Here is an 18,825-nt window from a genome sequence, read left to right as displayed (position 1 = left end):
GGCGGAGCTATCCTGATCGCATGGGACCAGACGCCACGGAGCAGGGAGAACGCGCACGCGTCGTGCACGAGATCAGGGCCCTGACCGCGGCCATGGAGCAGGCCGCGCTCCCCGCGCAGGTCCAGCACCTGCTCTCGATGAACCTCACGATCCAACAGCTCAAGGTCCTCATGGTCCTGGTCACCACGCGCGAGGGAGCGACCGGTCGGGGACTGGCCGAATCCTTCGGGGTGTCCATGGCCACCATGTCGGGCCTGGTAGACCGGCTCGCGTCCCAGGGCATGGCCACGCGCTCGGAGGACCCCGACGACCACCGCGTCCGCCGCGTCCACGCCACCTCCCGGGGGGCGGCACTCGCCCAGCGCCTGGTGATGGAACGCCCGGAGTTCAACGACAGCGTGCTCATGGGCCTGAGCATCGAGGACCTCAACGCCCTTCAGCAGGGGATCCGCGCCGTGAGCGACCGTTACGCCAGCCTCGTCGGCGGGTTCGGCGTGCCCTCGGACGCCGCCGCGGCCAACGGGGCCGACGCCACCGCCTGACGCTCCCCGCACGGCCTTCGGTCCGCACCGGGAACTCCCCCGGGCGGATTTTGGCCCGTGTTTCCTCCCATGAGGCAGCGAGGGCCTTGGAGCAGACCGGCCGTAGGGCCGACATGTTCCTCCGTTCCGCTCCATGTTCCGGCCGTACAACCCCTGTTGGAACCCCGTTGTCCCCGTGCTGGCCGCCGGGGCGCCATCCGCGATCCCGCGATGAATATCCGGTTCGTGGGAGGGCAGTGCGTAGGGCAGGGGGCGGATCGTCGCCCTTGGTCGCGAGACGCACCAGTACGCCTTCGACCACCGAAAGGAAGAAGAGGAAACCGAGAGGAGGGGTCTGCCGTGACACTCGTAGACGCCCAGATCCAGGACCACTACCCCACCCGTGTCGACCCTGCCCAGGGCCGGGGGTGGATCGAACGCGCCGAACCGACCGTGCACCCCGGGGTGACGGACGGGCCGGCCTCCGCGAAGGAGCTCACCGACCACGCCCGCGACGGGTTCCACATCCAGCGGGACCTGCTGTCCGGGCCGGAGGTCAGCTCCACGCTCGACGAGCTCCGCGCGATGGTCGAGGACCCTGGTATCCGCGCCGACGAGCGCACCATCACCGAACCCGCGTCCGACGAGGTGCGGTCCGTCTTCGACGCGCACCTGTTCAGTGAGCGGATCGCCCGGCTCATCCGGGAACCCCGCATCCTGGACCGGGCACGCCAGATCCTCGGCTCGGACGTCTACGTCCACCAGAGCCGCGTGAACTTCATGCCGGGCTTCCGCGGCAACGGGTTCTACTGGCACTCGGACTTCGAGACCTGGCACGCCGAAGACGGTATGCCCCGGATGGGGGCGGTCAGCCTTTCCATCGGCCTGACCGACAACCATCCCTTCAACGGCGGGCTCATGCTCATGCCGGGGGCGCACCGGACGTTCGTCCCCTGCCTGGGACGCACCCCGGACGACAACTACCGGTCCTCTCTGAAGGCCCAGAAGATCGGTGTCCCGCAGGAGGAGGACATCGCCGCACTGGCCCATCAGCACGGGATCGAGCAGTTCACCGGCCCGAGCGGTTCGGCCCTGTGGTTCGACTGCAACAGCATGCACGGCTCCGGCAACAACATCACGCCGTACCCGCGCTCGAACATCTTCGTCGTGTTCAACAGCGTGGAGAACGCTCTGGTCGAGCCCTTCTCCGCCCGGGAACGCCGGCCCGGCTTCGTGGCTGCGCGCGACTTCACGCCGCTGCGTTCCTGACTCCCGGAGTATCAGCCGTCTCCGGGCATCGCCGCACCAGGCGGCGCGCACCGTGAGTGGCGCGTTGACCCGGACCGGGTCCGCCACCGATGATGCTGCGCTATGAACCTCGGTGCAGGCGACGCCACGGACCCACCCGCTGCCGTCGTCGTCCGTGACCTGTGTGTCCGGCGCGGCGGCAGCTCGGTGTTCGACGGACTCGACCTGGGGGTGGCCCGGGGCGGCGTCACCGGTCTGATGGGCCCCTCCGGGTGCGGCAAGACCACCCTGATGCGCACGATCGTCGGCACACAACGTGTCCGGGCGGGCAGCGTCACGGTGCTCGGCCAGGAGGCCGGGAGCGCGGGACTGAGGCACCGCGTCGCCTACGACACCCAGGCCGCGTCGGTGTACTCCGACCTCACCGTCGAACAGAACCTGCGCTACTTCGCCCGCCTGGTCGGCGCCTCCCGCAGCGACGTGGGGCGCGTTCTCGACCAGGTGAACCTGCGGGCCCAGGCCGGTCGGAGGGTCGACACGCTCAGCGGCGGACAGGCCAGCCGGGTCTCGCTCGCGGTCGCGATCCTCGGCCGCCCCGAACTCGTCGTCCTCGACGAACCCACCGTGGGCCTCGACCCACTGCTGCGCGAGGAACTGTGGACGGTGTTCCGCTCCCTCGTCGCCGAGGGGACGACGCTCATCGTCTCCAGCCACGTGATGGACGAGGCCCTGCGCTGTGACCGACTGCTGCTGATGCGCGACGGTCGCGTCATGGCCGACACCACACCCGCTCGGCTGCTCTCCGAGACCGGAGCGAGCGACCCCGACCGCGCCTTCCTGGCCCTGATCGAGAGGGGGGCCGGATGAACCTCACACGTGCCTACGCCACGAGCGGTCGCGTCCTGCGCCAGCTCGGCCACGACCCCCGGTCGATCGTGCTCCTGCTGGTGGCCCCGAGCCTGCTCGTCGGCCTCTTCGCGTGGCTCTTCACCGACACACCGGTGTTCGACGACATCGGCCCGGCGATCCTGGCCCTCTTCCCGTTCGTGGTGATGTTCCTGATCACGAGCGTCACCACGCTGCGGGAACGCCGCTCCGGAACCCTCGAACGCCTCCTGTCGACCCCGATCGGCAAGTTCGACCTCATCTTCGGCTACGCGTTCGCGTTCGGACTCACCGCCGTCGTCCAGGCCTTCGTGACGGTGCTTTTCGCCGTGTACGTGTGCGGGCTCGACGTCGAGGGGCCGCTCTGGTCGTTGGGCCTGGTCGCGGTCGTCGACGCCCTTCTGGGGACCGCGCTCGGACTTTTGGCCAGCGCGTTCGCGCGCACCGAGTTCCAGGCGGTGCAGTTCATGCCCGTGCTGGTGTTCCCGCAGATCATCCTGGGCGGGCTCTTCATGCCGCGTGACCAGATGCCGGACGTGCTCCACGCGATCTCGGACTGGCTGCCCCTCAGCCACGCGATCGACGCGGTCGACGCGGTGGCGGCCGGGGACGGCGCCTGGGACGTGTACCGGCCGCTGCTGATCGTGGCCGCCTTCACCGTGGGCGCGGTGCTCCTGGCCTCCCTCACCCTCCGCCGCCGCACACCCTGACACGGCCACCGGGCCCGGGGCCGGTGCGTCAACCGGGCGGACCGCGCCGAGCACTTCTTCGTCGGACTCCACTTGTAGGACACCGGGCGGGAGGCGCTCGGCCACTCCGACGACCAGCTGATCCACCAGGCGCTGGGTGAGGCCATGATCGGGTTCGCCGCGGACATCGCGGACGCCCACACGACTCTGCGGCGCTGGCGCTCGGCACTCCACGGCCAGCACACCCGGGCCGGGGAGCGTCATCTCGGCGGCGGTGGACGCGAGAAGGACCGGCTACCGCGATCCGATTCCCCGGGGCTGCTGGAGGGCCTGCACTGGCACTACCTGGAGCCGAACGCGAGGCACGCCCCCGGGACACCCGCCCTTGAGAAAGCCGTCGATCGGGCCACCGATTCGGAGGGTGGAGCCTTGGCTGTCTGCCCCCGTGGGAGAGCGGTCGTGCGAGGCGTTCCGGCGGGCCACGACCTTCGAGTGGATGTTCCGGGACGCGGCCTGGCGTGGCGGCACTGAACCGGGTTCAGGGCTCCGGGACCGGGGTGAGCCGGAAGACGGGGATGACCCGGTCGGTCCGCCGCTGGTAGAGGGCGAAGTTGGGCCAGACCTCGCTCATGCGCGCCCAGGCGCGGTCCCTGGCGGCTCCGCTGAGCTCCTCGGCCCGCACTGTGACCAGGCGGCCCGATCGCTCGATCTCCGCCGTGCGCGCGGCCCTCAGGTTGTGCACCCACGCCGGGGTGGCGGGCGCGCCGAAGGACGAACCGGCCACCAGGCGGTCCGGGCCGTCGGGGACGCACAGCAGGGGTGTGGTGCGCGGCCGTCCGCTCCTGCGGCCCTTGACGGTGAGCACGGTGTTGGGCAGCCCGGCGAGGTCGAGCAGTCCGAGCCGCCCTCGACTGAGGCGGTGCAGCCTACGGTCGAGCCAGGTGATCTGGGGCAGGAGTCGGGGCAGCCACGGGAGGGCCCCGATGCGTACGGCGAGCGGTGTGAACAGGCCCATGTCCGCATCGTAGGCGCCTCCCGCCGGATTCGGCAGACCCCGTACGGCCCACGGGACGATCGGTCCGGGTGACTTGCGACGACACGCCCTCGCTGCTGGGATCTCGACGGGTCGGGGGGAAGACGCTGCACGTGGTGTACGCCTGGCGATGCCGTTGGTGATGTCCCTTTACGCGGGCCCCACCCGGTTCCCACCGCAGGAGGAGGTCTCCGACCAGGGCCACCGGGTACTGGCCGAAGCGTCCCGGCACGTGCGGGAGCGTCGTCCCGAGGACTCGTGGAGGAGTGCTGGCGCTGGGGAACCGGGCACCGCGCTGTCGCGCCGCATCGGCCCGTTCGACCTCGTGGTGGTGGGATCGCGGGGGCTGGGCGCGGCGCGGTCGGTACTGGAGGCATCGGCGAGCGTCCCTCTGGCGTCCCGCACGAAGTGTCCCGGTGGCGGTCCTGCCGGGGCACCCCCGGCCCCGCTGAGCGGGCCAACGTCCACCCCGACCGGTGGTAACACGCTCCCAACTGGTGTGATGTCGTCGGGCACGGGAACACCGCCGTGCCCGGCGGAGTTCCTCCTACGAAGGAACACGCCGATACCCGGACCAAGGGCCTCGGCGCGAACGCCCGGCTCTCCCGGGCCGTTCGGGCGCCGCCGTTCCCTCACCTCTCCCCCGTCACCCGAGGAACCCGATGCCCCAGCTGCACCCCGACCTGTCCGCTGCCCGATTCCTGCCGACGCCGACCTTCGGCCCACGCACGGCACGTCTGGCGCAGCGGCTCACCGAACGCATGCGGCCGGTCCGGGCACCCTCCGACCTCCTCATCGAGGAGCACACCGCGCCGGGGCCCGAGGGCGCGCCGTCGCTCGGTCTCCGTGTCTACCGGCCACGGTCGCTGGAGGGGCCCTCACCCGCGCTGTTGTGGAGCCACGGCGGCGGCTACCTGTTCGGCAGTCCGATCCAGGACGAGAAGGGCAGCATCGAGTTCGCCCGCGAGCTCGGCGTCACCGTGGTCGCGCTCCGCTACCGAAAGGCACCCCAGCACACCGCCCCGGCACCGGTCGAGGACGCCCTCGCGGCGCTGTCCTGGATGGTCGAACAGGCCGGGCCGCTGGGCATCGACCCCGACCGCGTCGCGATCGGCGGGGCCAGCGCCGGCGGCGGCGTCACGGCCGCCCTGGCCCAGATGAGCCTGGACCGGGGCGGCCCCCGACCCCTGTTCCAGCTGCTCGTCTACCCGATGCTCGACGACCGCACCGCGCTGCGCGGCGACCTGGAGGGGCTCGACGCGCGCATGTGGTCGATGGCCAGCAACCGGTTCGCCTGGCGGGCCTATCTCGGTTGCGACCCCGGGGACGCGGGGGTCTGCCCCTACGCGGCGCCGGCCCGTCGCGACGACCTGTCCGGGCTGCCCCCGGCCTGGATCGGAGTGGGCACGCTGGACCTGTTCCACGACGAGGACCTCGCCTACGCGGGGCGCCTGCGCGAAGCCGGGGTTCCCTGTGCGACCACCGTGGTGCCGGGGGCATTCCACGGGTTCGACACGTACCTTCCGCACGCGGAGGTGGTCCGGGAGTTCCGCCGCGAACAGGTAGCGGTGCTGCGCGCGGCCTTCGGGTGAACACTTCCGAACCGACGTTCCGGAGAACACCCGCTTCGAAAGGGACTCGATACATCATTGAATGGTGGCGCCACAGGGGGCTCTTCATGAATTCTGTTGGCCGGTCCCGGTCAGCAGAATTCCTCGTTTCACCCTTTGCGCCCGACCGGCTTTCGTGTTTTTCATTAACTGGCAAGTAACCAAGCCGAACACGAAGGACGGCCATGACCGCTATCCCCCACTCCGGAATGGACAGACGCGCGCTCCTGAGGACGGCGGCCCTCACTTCGGGAGCCGCGGTCCTCGGCGGTTCCCTCGGCGCCCTGGGCGCCGGTGGCGCCGCAGCCGAGACCGTCGACCCCGCCGCCCAGGCGGCGCCCGAACTGTACTGGCGCGGCGCCTGGAACGCGCGTCCGCCGAGCAGCCCCATCCAGGTCCTGGCCACTCCGCCGCAGTTCATCGTGGTCCACCACACCGCGACGGCCAACAGCACGAACTACACGCTCGACCACGCCCTGAACCTGTCCAAGTCGATCCAGAACTACCACATGGACAGCAACGGCTGGATCGACACCGGTCAGCAGCTCACCATCAGCCGTGGCGGCTTCCTCATGGAGGGGCGCGACCGCACCCCGGAGTCCATCGCGGCCCGCCAGCACGTCGTGGGCACGCACGTGGCGAACAACAACAGCACGTGCATCGGCATCGAGAACGAGGGCACCTACATGACCCAGGGCCCGACCCAGGCCCTGACGAACACGCTGGTCGACACCCTGGCCTGGCTGTGCGGGGCGTACGGCCTCAACCCGGGCAGCGCGATTCGCGGACACCGGGACTTCAACGCCACCGCCTGCCCCGGTGACGTGCTGTACTCCATGCTCCCCGAGCTGCGCACCAGGGTCGCCTCGACCATGCGGGCCCAGGGCATCGCCATCGCCGCCGCCCCCACGACGGTCGAGAACGGTCCGACCTTCCCGCCGGTCCCCGACGACGAGCCCGACCACGACTTCTACCACGGCCCGCTCCGGGGCCCGGACGACTTCTCGCGCTGACGTCCACGGAGAGGACATCACCCCGTTCGGTGTCGCTCTCGCCCCCACCCCACGGCGCCCGCACGCCCGGCCACGGCCGCAGCGTGCGGGCGCCGCCCCGTGTGCGGCCCCCACCAGGCATGTCGCCGGACACGGAGAGCGTTCACGTCAATACAATCTGCCGTGAGACCCCTGCCCACGCGGTGAGCCCGCGCTGGCGGCCACGACCCGAGGAGCACGGAATGCGGCCCACGAAGGTAGCCGACTGGGACGACCTCGAACCGCTCCGCCCCGCCCACGCGCGGGTCTCCAACGTGGACCTGGCGGTGATCCGTCTGCCAGCGGCCTCCGTGGCCCCCGACGCCGAATCCACCGGCTCCGAAGCCTCCGGGGACGAGGTACGGGTCCTGTACGGACGCTGTCAGCACCGGGGCGCGCTCATGTCCGACGCCACCGTGGAGGACGGCGACCGACTGGTCTGCGGTGTCCACGGCTCCGCTTACGACGCGCGCAGCGGCGTCAACCTCTACTACGAGGGCGAGGACCTGGAGAGGTTCCAGGCGTGGGTGGAGGACGGCGCGGTCCGGGTCGACGAGGACGAGATCCGCGCCTGGGAACGGGACCACCCGCAGAACTACGACCGCTCCGCCTACCAGGGCTCCTACGCCGACTTCGAGGGCACCCCGGACGAGCCGTTCAACGACCGCATCCACCAGCTGGCCGAGGAGGGGCTCACCCGGGTGGGCCACCACGGCGAGGTGGCGGCGATGGGCGTGCCCCGCCACGAACTCCCCTCATGGGACGACCTCCAGATCGTCACCGCCGAACTCCACACGCCCCCGCTCCTCGACGACCACCCGGTGGGCACCAGCGTGGTGATCGGGCCGAACGCCCGCCGACCCCTCGTCCTGGACATCCCGCTCCTGGTGTCGGACATGAGCTTCGGCGCGCTCTCCGCCGAGGCCAAGACCGCGCTGTCCATGGGCGCCGAGCTGGCGGGCACCGGCATCTGCTCCGGTGAGGGCGGGATGCTCCCGGAGGAGCAGGAGGCCAACGGCCGGTACTTCTACGAACTCGCCTCGGCGCGCTTCGGCTACTCGATGGACAAGGTCGCGCGCTGCCAGGCCTTCCACTTCAAGGGCGGCCAGGCCGCCAAGACCGGGACCGGCGGGCACCTGCCGGGCGACAAGGTGAGCGGGCGGATCGCCGAGGTGCGTGAACTCCCGGTGGGGCGGACGGCGATCTCCCCGGCCCGCTTCCCGGACCTCGTCTCCGTCGCCGACTTCCGCCGAGTGGCCGCCGAGGTCCGTGAGGCCACCGGGGGCATCCCCATCGGGTTCAAACTGTCCGCGCAGCACATCGAACGCGACCTGGACGCGGCGCTCCGGATCGGGGTGGACTACGTGATCCTGGACGGCCGGGGCGGTGGCACCGGCGCCGCTCCCCTGCTGTTCCGGGAGAACATCTCGGTGCCGACCATCCCCGCGCTGGCCCGGGCCCGCCGCCACCTGGAGAGGATGGGCCGCCGAGACGTCACCCTGATCATCACCGGCGGCCTGCGGGTCCCGGCCGACTTCGTCAAGGCCCTGGCCCTGGGCGCGGACGCCGTCGCGGTGGCCAACTCCGCGATGCAGGCCATCGGCTGTCTGGGCATGCGCGCGTGCCACACCAACAACTGTCCGGTGGGTATCGCCACCCAGCGGCCGCACCTGCGCGAGCGCCTGCCGGTGGCGGAGGCCGCCCAGCGGCTGAACCGGTTCCTGCGGTCGTCGGTGGAACTCATGCAGGTGATGGCTCGGGCCTGCGGGCACGACCACCTGGGCGGGTTCGGCCCCGACGACCTGGTGGCGTGGAAGCGCGAGCTCGCCGACCTGTCCGGAGTGTCCTACGGCGGCGTCTCCGTCTGAGCCCGGGGTCCCCTCACCTCGCCGCGGCCACCGCCGCGTTCAGCCGCTCCAGGGCCTCGGCCAGCAGGTCCCGCCCGTCCAGGTCCGTGTGGCCGAGGGGCAGCATCTCGCGCAGCGGTTCGTGCTGGCCCTCCTCACGCAGGTGGGCCAGGAGGACGTCCTTCCAGGTGCGGGGCTTCACGGCGAACGACAGGTGGAGCGAGAGTTCGTCCGTGGCGGTTCCGGCGTGCGGATGCCCCCGGGGGATGTACAGCGTGCTTCCCGGGGTGAGCACCGTCTGGAGGACCGGGGCGAACTCCGGCTGGGAAGCGCCGCTCGGGACCGTCGGCCACAGCGTCTCCGGGGCGCCCACCGACCAGGACTTGGAACCGTGGACCTGGCAGAGGAATCCGCTGGCCAGGTCGTAGTGCGGACGCACCCCCGAGTTCCCGGCCGGGGTCAGGAAGGCCGCGCAGTAGACGCCGAAGCCCAGTTCCTCCTCGAGCTGGGACGCGAGCCGTTCCACCTCGGGGACGAGGAGGCGGACCTCCTCGAAGACGATGGTCGCCCCCGCGTCGTGGGCGCGCAGCAGCGCGGTGCGGTCGGCCACGGGTTCCCGGCCGGGGCCGGGTCGCCCGCGGCCCGAGCTGAACTCCTCCTGCGGCCTGGGCGCGCCGTCCTGGAACACCCGGAAGCAGGACGCGGGGAGCCCGGCCCGGTTCAGCAGGGACAGCGCCGTCTCCAGGGAGAACGCCTCCCCTGCGGCGGGCCCGGCCTCCGCGACCACCGGGCTGTGTTCCCAGTGCCCCAGAAAGGCGTCCGAGTCACCGACGATCCGTTCGAGGACCGGGTGGTCGCCCCGCGATGTCCGGGGAGGCAGGTGCGCTGGAATCATGGGGTCTCCCTGACGAGGGTCGTTCGTGACTCGGCTTCCAGTTCGGCGGCGATCAGGACCGCCAGACGCGGCTCGTGTTCGGCCGGGGGCAGTGGCGGCTCCCCGGCCTGGGCCCTGACGAACGCGTAACCGCTGTCGGCCGCGACGGCCAGGGCCTCCTGGGCCGCGCCCGACACGGGGTCAAGACCGCCCAGTTCCCTGAGCACCGCGAACAGTTCCGCCTCGTCACGCAGTTCGCGGCAGACGTCGGCGGTCCGGCGGAGGAGCCGCGCGCAGTCGTCGACGCGGTCCTGGGAGCGCAGGACTCCGGCGCCCGCGCGCAGCACGGCCACCAGGTCGGCCGAGGGAGCGCCCTCCGACAGGGTGTCCAGGGACCGCAGCAGGGAGTCGGTCCGCGACGCGTCGGCCAGGGACGCGTGGACCTCGATGGCGGTGGCCCCCAGTGTCGGCACGGTCCCCGGCGCGACGGCGGGGAGCTTCGCGCCGCCCCTCAGCGCCAGCAGGGCCGAGGCCTCCCGCACGTGCGGGAGTGTGCGCGCGGTCCCCCGCCAACGGCTGACGTGCGCCGCCAGCAGGTCCGCGCGCCGCCCGCGCGCCAGTGCCTTGGCGGTCTCCACGACGTGGGTGTTCGTGACGAAGGCGCTTCCGCTCTCGGAGCCCAGGACGTCCTCGGCCTCGTCCGGGGTCAGCCCGTGCTCGGGGCCGAGCGCTCCGGCGAAGACCCCGGCCTCCCGCAGCGTGTCCGGCGCGGGGAAGTGCGGCAGGGCGCCCTCCCAGTCACCGCGGATCACCCGGAGTCTGCCGAGGTTGATCCAGGGTTGGAGGACCCGGACGGTCTCGGACCGGGGCAGCAGCCCCCGCCTGACGAGGGAGAGCAGGACGCGGGCCTGGCGCTGACAGGACCTCTCACTCTCCTCGAAGTCACCCGCCATCGCGAGCACCAGCGCGCCCCGGTTCGCGGCCCGGCAGAAGGCGTCCGCGTCGAAGGGGGTCCGGCGTGACGCACGGTCCGTCTCGGCGGCGCACTCCCGGGCCCGTTCCCACACCGACACCTTGGTCAGTCGGTTCTCGGGGGAGAGCAGACGCAGGGGAAGGTCATGAACGGGTGCCGACATGTTGGTCCACCTCCGTGTTCCTCGGAACGGGCCGCTGGGGGCGGGAGGCACGGTGCATCTGCGGCGGAGCCGACCAGAACGTGTCGATGTCCAGGGACCCGTCGCGGGAGCGGATGTCCGCCCGCGCCGGAACCGGGAGTGACTCGAAGGTGTCCGCCTCGACGCTGATCAACTGGTTGTCGAACGAGAAGACGCAGGGGGCGCCGCGCGCCGCCAGCTCTCCCGGCACGTCGAAGCTCCGTCCGCTGTTGACGTTGACCAGGCGGGTGGGGTCCCGGCCCGGGTTCCGGGCGATGAGCCACTCCCCGCTGTGCGAGGCGCGCAGCGACTCGACCGCCGCGCCGAGGTCCAGCCGGTAGACGGCCTCGGAGGGGTCGGCCTCCGTGCGGTGGAAGCGGACCGTGCCGGACGCGTCGGCCGGAACCACCCAGACACCCCCCAGCACCTCCTCGTAGCAGGCCAGGCGGAGGTCCTCGCCCCCGGGCAGGACCGAGGCCTCCACCGACCCCGTGACGGGGTCCGCCCTGAGGACGGTCCCGTCCGAGAGCAGGCACAGGACAGCGCGCCGCCGGTGTTGCCAGGCCAGAACCAACGGCGGTGCGCAGAGCCTGTGCGACACCGCCGTCCCGTCCCCGGCGCGCAGGACCAGTTCCTCGGAGGAGGCGGCGACGACGCGGTCGCCACCGCCGGTCCCGGGCACGCGGGCTTCGAGCAGCAGGGCTCCGGGGGGCGCCGTCCCGGCGTCGCGCGAACCCTCCGCCGGGCTCCACGACCGGACGGACCCGCCGTCCCGGAGGAGGAAGCGCCCCGTGCCCGCCCCGGCGTACACGGCGGTTCCCGGCCCCAGGTCGATGATCCGTCCGCTGTCGGAACCCCACAGTCCCAGGGCCCTGACCCGGCCTGTCTCGGTGGTCCAGGCGCACCAGGTGCCGTCGTCGTCGACCGCGACCTCCGCGCCGCGCGTGCCGGTCACCGCGTCCTCCCGTTCGACGCCACCGTGGTGATGGTGGGTCCGATCCAGACCTTCTGCGGAGGGCAGGGCCGCGTCCCCTCCTGGATGCGCACCAGGGGACAGTGCGCGCCCTGGCAGGAGGGCCGGAAGAAGCAGGAGTGGCAGCCGGAGTCCTTGGCGTCGTCGTTGTCGACCCACAGACTCATCAGGTCCTGGTCCAGTCCCAGGTCACCGTCGGCGCCGAGCTGTCCCACCGCGTTGCGGGGGTCGCGCAGGGCCACGGTGCACTTGTTGACCAGACCGTTGGGCCGGATCACGAAGGACCACGGGGAGGCCGCGTAGCAGACCGAGCCGTTGGGTTTGAGGAACACGTCGTCGGCGGGGGCGAGGCCGGACTCCACCGCGTTCGAACACAGGTCGAGCTTGGTCATCTCGGCCTGCTTGCCCGCGTAGGCCTCGGACTCCTCGCCCTGGGGTCCGCCCCAGTCGCCGACGGGGCGGTAGATGACCCCGAAGCGGGGGTCACCGGCGTACAGCCCGCCCAGCTGCTCGATGAGCTCGGGCACGTGGACGCTGTTCGCCTCGGTGAAGTTGGTCCGGACGATCACGCGGAAGTCCGCGTCCGTCTCCGCCATCCTCGTCAGGTTGGCGATGATCTCGTCGAAGGTCTTCCCGCCGCCCATGAGGAAGCGGGAGGAGTCGTGCGTGTGCGCCGGGCCGTCCAGGGTGACCTGGTAGTTGCTGATGCCCAACTCGACGCAGCGCCGCGCCACCTCGGGGGTGAGCAGCAGTCCGTTGGTGGTGATGCCCGCGCTGTACTCGATGCCCTCCTCGGCGCAGAACTCCAGGAAGAAGGTGCTGAGCTCCTCGATCACGTCGAAGGCCACCAGCGGTTCGCCGCCGAACCAGGCGACGGTGAGCCGTTCGATGCCGTGTTCGCGGCGGTGGCGCCTGACCAGCGACTTGATGCCCTCCCGCACCTCGGTCAGCATGCGGCCCAGCGCGAAGTCCTCGTAGCAGTAGGTGCACCGGAAGTTGCAGGCCTCGGTGGGCATGATGATCAGTTCGAGGCGGTCGGTCCGGTTCTTGCGCCGGTCGCGCAGGGCGTCGGCCTCTGCCAGTTCGTCGTGCTCCTCGGCCACCAGGAAGCCCTTGGTGACGAGGGTGTCGAAGAGGCGGGACTCGTCGGCGCTGTCGGGACCCGGCCGGCGCAGGACGCTCCGGCGGTTGTGCAGCAGATCGTGCACCCGCTGGCCGACGGGGTCCTGGACGCGGAAGACGCTCCCGCGCATGGAGTTGTACAGAACGACCGCGTCACCGTCGTCGGTCCTGGTGACGACGTTGAACCTGGAGGGTCGGAAGGTACTGGTGACGGTGCTGTCAGCCATGGTCAGTCCTCTGGTGCCGCGGGTTGTGAGACAGGGGCCCCGTGGCGGGAACCGGGATCCTCCGGTCCGCCACGGGGCCTGTGACTACCTCGTCGTCGGCCTCTGGGGCCGAGGGCGGTCTCTGGCTGCTAGCAGCCGAAGTCGATGACCGAAACCTCGTCACCAGCGGCGGACTCGGTGATGATCTCCTCGAACTCCTGCATGGGAACCATTCCTCTCAGTAATCTCAAAAAGGGGATTGGAGCCTACGGGTCGGGTGGACCCGAATTCTCCGGGTGAATCCATGACATTCGCGCCGAAGCCAATCGCGAACGGTGCCGAGTCTAGGAGTGTCAATTTTCCCGTGTCAACACGTTCCCCGTGCTTTCCGTGCATTTTTTCAACCGGCCTCAACGCACCGGAAAAGGGCATGGCGAAACGACCGAGGCGTTCGTCGCGCAAAGAATCCGAGGATCGTCGAATCCCCTGGTGAGTGCGCATCGAAGACGCCTCGGCACCGTCGGATAATCGGATTCACATTCTTCCGGTCACCCTTCGCGTGCGCCGGTCAATTAATTGTCGGGAATCCTCTCCTCTTCCAGGGAGGCGGCCCGCGCCCGCAGGGCACGGCGGTCGGGCTTGTCCGTTCGGGTACGGGGGAACTCGTCGAGCAGGTGGATCTCCCTGGGCCTCTGGTGCACCGGCAGGTGGTCCCTCAGGGCGAGGCGCATCAGTGGGAGCGCCTCCTCCCGTTCCGCCGGGTCCACCACCGCGAACGCCACCAGCCGGTCGCCCCTGGCCCGACCCGTCGGCAGGCCCACCACCGCCGCCTCCCGCACCGGGTCGCAGGAGGCCAGGACGTCCTCGACGAACCGCGGCGGAATGGTCTCCCCGTGGACGACCAGTGACTCCTTGATCCGCCCCTCGATGGTCAGGTGGCCGTCGGGTTCGACCGTCCCTCGGTCGCCGGTGCGCAGCCACCCGTCCTCGGTGAAGGCTGCAGCGTTGGCCGCGTCGTCGTCCAGGTAGCCGTCCATCAGGCCCGGTCCGTGGAGGAGTACCTCCCCCTCAGCCGGGTCGATCCGGGCGGACGACCCCTTGATGAGCGGGCCCACCGTTCCGGGTCTCCAGGCACCGGGAAGTGACTGGGTCACCCACGCCACCGTCTCCGAGAGCCCGTAACCGTCGTGGATCGGCCCGCCGACCAGGTCCGCGTAGGCCTCGACCAGGCCGACCGGGAGCACGTCGCCCCCGCATCCGCGCAGGTGGAGCGCGCCCAGGGCTGTCGCCAGACCCTGGTCGCGGCGCGCCGCGACCAGGAGGGCCGCGTACATCGAACCCACCCCGTCGAGCCTGGTGTAGGCGCCCTGTCCCAGCAGGGCGGCCACCCGGTCCATGCTCAGCCGCGACTCCACGTGCATCTCGAACCCGTGCTCCAGCCAGTACTGGACGATGCCCCAGCCGTAGGAGTTGAGGAGTGACATCGGAACCAGCATGCGGTCCCTGGAGTTGACCTCCGCGTGCGCGGCGACGTCGTGCCGGTGGTAGCCGATCGCGGAGTGCGAGAGCTCCACCGCCTTGGGTTCGCCGCTGCTCCCGGAGGTGTAGAGCAGGGTGTGGGCGGACACCGCGAAGTCGGGCAGCCCCGTGTCCCGCTGCGCCGTCACCGAAGGGACGCCACCCTGTCCCGGGGCGACCACGGCGGCCACCCGCCTGGTGCGGGCGACTCCGCGCCACCGCTCCCCCTGGCACAGGACCGGGAAGCACAGCGACTCGGCTGCCAGGGCGGTGACCACCGCGGTGTAGGGGTCGTCACGTGCGATGACGACCCCCCGCCCCGGTCCGGCGCCCGCCGAGGTCAGGGCCGTGGCGAGTGCCGCGGTGTCCCGGTGGACGCGGTCGCGAGTGATCTCCTCGCCGTCGATGACGAGTCTTCCTGTCACCTGTCCCTCCCTCTCACGTGTTGGACGGGACCCGGCCGCCCACCCGGGCCGGGCCCGAGTCGGGGACCTCCAGGCCGCGGGCGCGGGCGTCGGGCACCAGGACGGTCACGTCGAAGTGCTCCTTGGTCAGGCGCTCGAACAGGTTGCCCGGCCCGATCACGTGGACCCGGTCCACCCCCAGGGCGCGGAGCCGGTCCACGACCAGGGGGAAGTCGACCGGGGTGACGCAGTCGTCCCGCAGCAGCGAGCGCAGGTCCTCGGCGGAGTCGACGAGCGCGCCGTCCGACCCCCGGACGAACCCGACCCGCGCGTCCCGGAAGCGCACACCCGAGACGGCCTCCCCGATCCGGTCGCGCAGCGGGGCGTTCACCCCGCTGTGCTCGGCCTGAGGGAAGGTGAGCACGGGCACCCCTCCCCCGGTCCGGACACCCCGTTCGAGCAGGGGGAGGCTTTCGGCGGAGACGTTGAGCAGGTGGATGGTGTCACTGAAGTGACCCGCCACCTCGGCCCGCCCGCCCTCGGCCTCCACCTCCGCGCACAGCTGCGCGAGGCGGTCCCGCCCGACCCGGTACATGAAGTGCGAGACCAGGCCGTGGTCGGTCGCGTTCCACTCGTTCTCGCAGGCCGTGACCGCCTCTCCCAGACGCACCATGTCCGCGAAGGACAGCGCCCCGGAGTAGTGCAGCGCGGGCAGGTGTCCGATGCTCGCCGCCGCGCACACACCGGCCTCGCCGTCCTCCTCCCTGGCCCGGTCGGCCAGCGCCACGCAGGTGACGAGGTAGGCCTGCCGCGCCTCGGGCGAGTAGGACTCCGTCGCCTGGGAGAAGCGGGGCAGGACGCGGTGGCCCAGGACCTCCTCGGCCTGCGCCAACCGCTCACGGGCGTAGGGGTCGGTCTCCAGGAACTCCCCGACCTTGGCGTGCAGCGGCGGCACCGTCCCACCGAACAGCACGGCCCTCACGACCGGCCCGCCAGTTCTTCCGTGAAGGAGGACGCCTGGTCGAAGCGGACCACACTCGCCCGCTTGGCCAGGGTCATGAACCGGAAGGACTTCCCGATGAAGTGACCGGGGCCGACCACGACGAACCGGGTCGTGCCCAGCTCCAGGAGGCGCCCGATCCCCCTGGACCAGTGGACGGTCCGGGTGTACTGGGTGATCAGGGCGTCGCGCACCTCCTCGGCAGTGGCCAACGGCGTGGAGTCCATGTTGCAGATCAGCGGCACCCTGGGGGTGCGCACCCTTGCGCGCTGCTCCCACTCGGCCGCGAAGCGCTCCTCGGCCGGCGCCAGCATGGGCGAGTGGCCGGGCGGACCGTGCGGGATGCGGACACCGACCCCGCCCCCGGCCGCAGCGAGCTCGTTGACCGAGGTCAGGGCGGCGGCCTCCCCGGAGACGACCATCTGGTCGTCACCGGTGATGGCGCAGGGCGCCGCGTCCAGGCCCTGGGCGGTGAGCTCCTCGATCCTCGCGAACACCGACTCCAGGTCGACGCAGTAGCAGAAGGTGCTCCCGTAGTCCCGGCCGGCGAAGACCTCGCCCTCGACCGTGGCCATGGTCCGCACGGTGCGCACGGCGTCGTCGAACGAGAGGGCCCCGCAGGCCGCGGCGGCGGTGATCTGGCCCAGGCTCAGGCCCGCCATGTACTCCGCTCCGTCGCGGTACTCGGCGGGCAGGGACTCGTAGAGCGCCACCCCGAGCGCCACCGACATCGGCCGGATCAGCGGCCCCTGGTTGACCAGGTCGGCGTCGGCGGAGTGGAAGGCCTCGTCCAGGTCGACACCGATCGCCTCGGAGGCCTGTTCCAGGCGGCGGCGCACCAGGGGCAGGGCCTCGTACAGGTCGCGGTAGTCCCCGGGGCGCATGGCGACCTGGGGGTTGAACAGAATCGCGGTCCTCTGGCTCATCTGGTCTTCGCCATCCCCCGGATCACCGACGTCAGGCCGCCGTCGACCACCATGGTCTGCCCGGTCATGTAGCTGGAGCCCTCGCGGGTCAGGAAGACCACGGTCTCGGCGATCTCCTCCGGCTGGGCCGGGCGTTGCAGGGGGATGCGCTCGTTGATGATGACCTCCTTCTGCTCGATCGGGAACTGCTGGATCATGCCGGTGTCGTCCGAGTAGCCGGGGGCGACCGCGTTGACCCGGACGCCGTGCATGGCGAACTCGGCGGCCAGGGAGGCGGTCAGCCCGGAGAGCCCGGCCTTGCTGGCGCAGTAGGCGCTCAGCCCGCCCTTGCCGACCAGGCCGAGGATGGAGGAGACGTTGACGATCGCACCCGAGCCCTGGAGCATCATGGGCAGGGCGCACGCCTTGATGCAGTGGTAGGCGCCCACCAGGTTCGTCTGGATGACGTCGTTCCAGCCCTCCGTGGAGTCCGTGGAGACGATGGTGCCCGCCGTGCAGATACCGGCGTTGTTCACCAGGATGTCGATGCGGCCGTGTTCCTTCGTCAGCTCCTGGACGGCGGCGGAGACCGCCTCGTAGTCGCGGACGTCGACCCTGAGGGCTTGGGCCCTACCACCGGCCGCGCGGATCTCCTCGGCGGTCTTCTCCGCGACCTCCGCCCGGTTGAGGTAGCCCACGGCGACGACGGCGCCGAGGTCGGCCAGCCGCATCGCCACGGCCCGGCCCAGGCCGCTGCCTCCGCCGGTGACGAGGGCGACCTTCGAGTTGAGTTCCTTTGTCATGTCACTACTCCTCTGAATAGGCCCTGCGGATGTCCTGTGGCCACTGGTCACGCATGTGGTCGCGCAACAGCGCGCGGGCCTCGGACTTGTCCGAGGCGGGGACGGTGTCCCCGAAGAAGGCGTCGCCGGTCATTCCGTTCTCGTCCGCGCTGTAGTACTCCTCGCGCAGATACGACGTGACGATCGCGTCGTGATAGGCGCCGTCAAGGAAGAAGTAGTCGCGCAACACTCCCTCGATGACCATTCCGGACTTGATCAGCATTCGTACGACGCGGACGTTGAACGCGGCAGTGACGAACTCGACCCGGTGCGCGTTGTGGGCGTGGAACAGTTCGTGGACCAGGAGCCAGGACGCCTCCCCGCCACAGCCCGAGTCCCAGAGCTCGCTGTCCCCGATGACACCGCCGACGGTGTAGCTCCCGGGGTACTTGCGCTGGCGCCACTGCACCAGGCCGACGGGGACGCCGTCGTGCGTGCGGACCATCGCGTACCTCTCCGGTCCGGCCGCGATGGCGCCGCGGATGTCCGCGGTGCTCGTGAACCTGGCGGAGCCGCCTGTACTGAGCGCTCCGACCATGCCCCGCCGGAACCACTGCGCGACCAGGGGATACTCGTCCTCCTCGATCGCGGTGACCGTTACCAGGGCGCCCTTCACTCGGCGGCCCCCCGGCGCTCGGAGAGGAAGGTGGCGATGGACGCGGGCGTGCGGAAGGTCTCGGTCGCGATCTCGGAGACGTCGAGGTCGTAGCGCTGGCGCAGGTCCGCGAGGAACCGCAGGACGTCCATGGAGTCGATCCCGTAGTCGCACTGCGGGCCGAACAACTCCTCGTCACCGCCGATCGACTCCGGGTCGACATCGATCTCGAACAGCTCGACGTAGACCTTCTTGACTTCGCTTTCGTACGACTCGGTCCCGCTCATCTGGAAATTCCAATCACTGTGGGGATGGTGGGTTTTCTTGTATGTTCATTCCTGGTCGACACGGATTCATCGAACAGGAAG

At 70.9% G+C, this 18,825-nt stretch carries 18 protein-coding genes; 7 read left to right on the top strand and 11 right to left on the bottom strand.

The genetic code is table 11. From position 1 onward, the window contains the following. Positions 1-20: 20 nt before the first annotated feature. The 4 genes from KBX21_RS05130 to KBX21_RS05115 all read left to right on the top strand — a co-directional run bounded on the left by KBX21_RS05130 (position 21) and on the right by KBX21_RS05115 (position 3,364). Complete coding sequence (locus tag KBX21_RS05130) at positions 21-542, top strand: MarR family winged helix-turn-helix transcriptional regulator (protein WP_210841127.1); 522 nt, start codon at positions 21-23, stop codon at positions 540-542. Between the two features lie 339 nt (positions 543-881). After that, positions 882-1,790 (top strand): ectoine hydroxylase, encoded by a 909-nt coding sequence (gene thpD, locus KBX21_RS05125; protein ID WP_210841126.1) that lies wholly within the window; start codon positions 882-884, stop codon positions 1,788-1,790. 102 nt (positions 1,791-1,892) lie between these two features. Continuing rightward, positions 1,893-2,636 carry an ABC transporter ATP-binding protein gene (locus KBX21_RS05120; protein ID WP_210841125.1) on the top strand — a complete coding sequence of 248 codons (744 nt, stop codon included), beginning with the start codon at positions 1,893-1,895 and terminating at the stop codon, positions 2,634-2,636. Continuing rightward, complete coding sequence (locus KBX21_RS05115; RefSeq protein WP_210841124.1) at positions 2,633-3,364, top strand: ABC transporter permease; 732 nt, start codon at positions 2,633-2,635, stop codon at positions 3,362-3,364. Before KBX21_RS05120 ends, KBX21_RS05115 begins: the two co-directional genes overlap by 4 nt. A 517-nt stretch (positions 3,365-3,881) precedes the next feature. On the opposite strand, the gene KBX21_RS05110 is transcribed toward KBX21_RS05115, so the two are convergent. Continuing rightward, the gene (locus KBX21_RS05110) at positions 3,882-4,358 is read right to left on the bottom strand and encodes a nitroreductase family deazaflavin-dependent oxidoreductase (RefSeq protein ID WP_210841123.1); all 477 of its coding nucleotides are present in this window, start codon (positions 4,356-4,358) and stop codon (positions 3,882-3,884) included. Between the two features lie 680 nt (positions 4,359-5,038). Between KBX21_RS05110 and KBX21_RS05105 the strand changes: the two genes are divergently transcribed. From KBX21_RS05105 to KBX21_RS05095, 3 genes are all read left to right on the top strand, one after another. After that, positions 5,039-5,968 carry an alpha/beta hydrolase gene (locus KBX21_RS05105; protein WP_210841122.1) on the top strand — a complete coding sequence of 310 codons (930 nt, stop codon included), beginning with the start codon at positions 5,039-5,041 and terminating at the stop codon, positions 5,966-5,968. A gap of 203 nt (positions 5,969-6,171) precedes the next feature. Then, the gene (locus tag KBX21_RS05100; protein ID WP_210841121.1) at positions 6,172-6,999 is read left to right on the top strand and encodes a peptidoglycan recognition family protein; all 828 of its coding nucleotides are present in this window, start codon (positions 6,172-6,174) and stop codon (positions 6,997-6,999) included. Between the two features lie 221 nt (positions 7,000-7,220). After that, a complete protein-coding gene (locus tag KBX21_RS05095) occupies positions 7,221-8,885 on the top strand; it encodes a glutamate synthase-related protein (RefSeq protein WP_210841120.1) in 1,665 nt (554 codons plus the stop codon). 13 nt (positions 8,886-8,898) lie between these two features. Here KBX21_RS05095 and KBX21_RS05090 read toward each other — a convergent pair whose 3' ends face one another. The 10 genes from KBX21_RS05090 to KBX21_RS05045 form a co-directional block, all read right to left on the bottom strand. Then, a complete protein-coding gene (locus KBX21_RS05090; RefSeq protein ID WP_210841119.1) occupies positions 8,899-9,759 on the bottom strand; it encodes a JmjC domain-containing protein in 861 nt (286 codons plus the stop codon). Further along, the gene (locus KBX21_RS05085; protein ID WP_210841118.1) at positions 9,756-10,874 is read right to left on the bottom strand and encodes a hypothetical protein; all 1,119 of its coding nucleotides are present in this window, start codon (positions 10,872-10,874) and stop codon (positions 9,756-9,758) included. The genes KBX21_RS05090 and KBX21_RS05085 overlap by 4 nt, the downstream gene beginning before the upstream one ends. Further along, the gene (locus KBX21_RS05080; protein WP_210841117.1) at positions 10,855-11,847 is read right to left on the bottom strand and encodes a hypothetical protein; all 993 of its coding nucleotides are present in this window, start codon (positions 11,845-11,847) and stop codon (positions 10,855-10,857) included. The genes KBX21_RS05085 and KBX21_RS05080 overlap by 20 nt, the downstream gene beginning before the upstream one ends. Then, positions 11,844-13,214, bottom strand: a complete 1,371-nt coding sequence (locus KBX21_RS05075) for a radical SAM/SPASM domain-containing protein (RefSeq protein WP_210841116.1) — start codon at positions 13,212-13,214, stop codon at positions 11,844-11,846. Before KBX21_RS05075 ends, KBX21_RS05080 begins: the two co-directional genes overlap by 4 nt. A gap of 551 nt (positions 13,215-13,765) precedes the next feature. Next, entirely contained in the window at positions 13,766-15,136 is a 1,371-nt protein-coding gene (locus tag KBX21_RS05070) for a class I adenylate-forming enzyme family protein (protein WP_210841115.1), read from the bottom strand. Between the two features lie 13 nt (positions 15,137-15,149). Next, positions 15,150-16,097, bottom strand: coding sequence for an ACP S-malonyltransferase (locus KBX21_RS05065; RefSeq protein WP_210841114.1), 948 nt, complete (start codon positions 16,095-16,097; stop codon positions 15,150-15,152). Then, positions 16,094-17,041, bottom strand: a complete 948-nt coding sequence (locus tag KBX21_RS05060) for an ACP S-malonyltransferase (RefSeq protein ID WP_210841113.1) — start codon at positions 17,039-17,041, stop codon at positions 16,094-16,096. The genes KBX21_RS05065 and KBX21_RS05060 overlap by 4 nt, the downstream gene beginning before the upstream one ends. Continuing rightward, positions 17,038-17,823 carry an SDR family NAD(P)-dependent oxidoreductase gene (locus tag KBX21_RS05055; protein WP_210841112.1) on the bottom strand — a complete coding sequence of 262 codons (786 nt, stop codon included), beginning with the start codon at positions 17,821-17,823 and terminating at the stop codon, positions 17,038-17,040. The genes KBX21_RS05060 and KBX21_RS05055 overlap by 4 nt, the downstream gene beginning before the upstream one ends. 4 nt (positions 17,824-17,827) lie before the next feature. After that, positions 17,828-18,478, bottom strand: coding sequence for a GNAT family N-acetyltransferase (locus KBX21_RS05050; protein ID WP_210841111.1), 651 nt, complete (start codon positions 18,476-18,478; stop codon positions 17,828-17,830). Then, complete coding sequence (locus tag KBX21_RS05045; protein WP_017545341.1) at positions 18,475-18,744, bottom strand: acyl carrier protein; 270 nt, start codon at positions 18,742-18,744, stop codon at positions 18,475-18,477. The genes KBX21_RS05050 and KBX21_RS05045 overlap by 4 nt, the downstream gene beginning before the upstream one ends. Between the last annotated feature and the right edge of the window lie 81 nt (positions 18,745-18,825).

Origin of the sequence: Nocardiopsis sp. B62, assembly GCF_018070675.1 — a bacterium.
In the GTDB taxonomy this organism is placed as follows: domain Bacteria; phylum Actinomycetota; class Actinomycetes; order Streptosporangiales; family Streptosporangiaceae; genus Nocardiopsis; species Nocardiopsis prasina.
The sequence above is the reverse complement of the archived record's forward strand: the minus strand, read 5'-3'. Positions and strand labels throughout refer to the sequence as shown.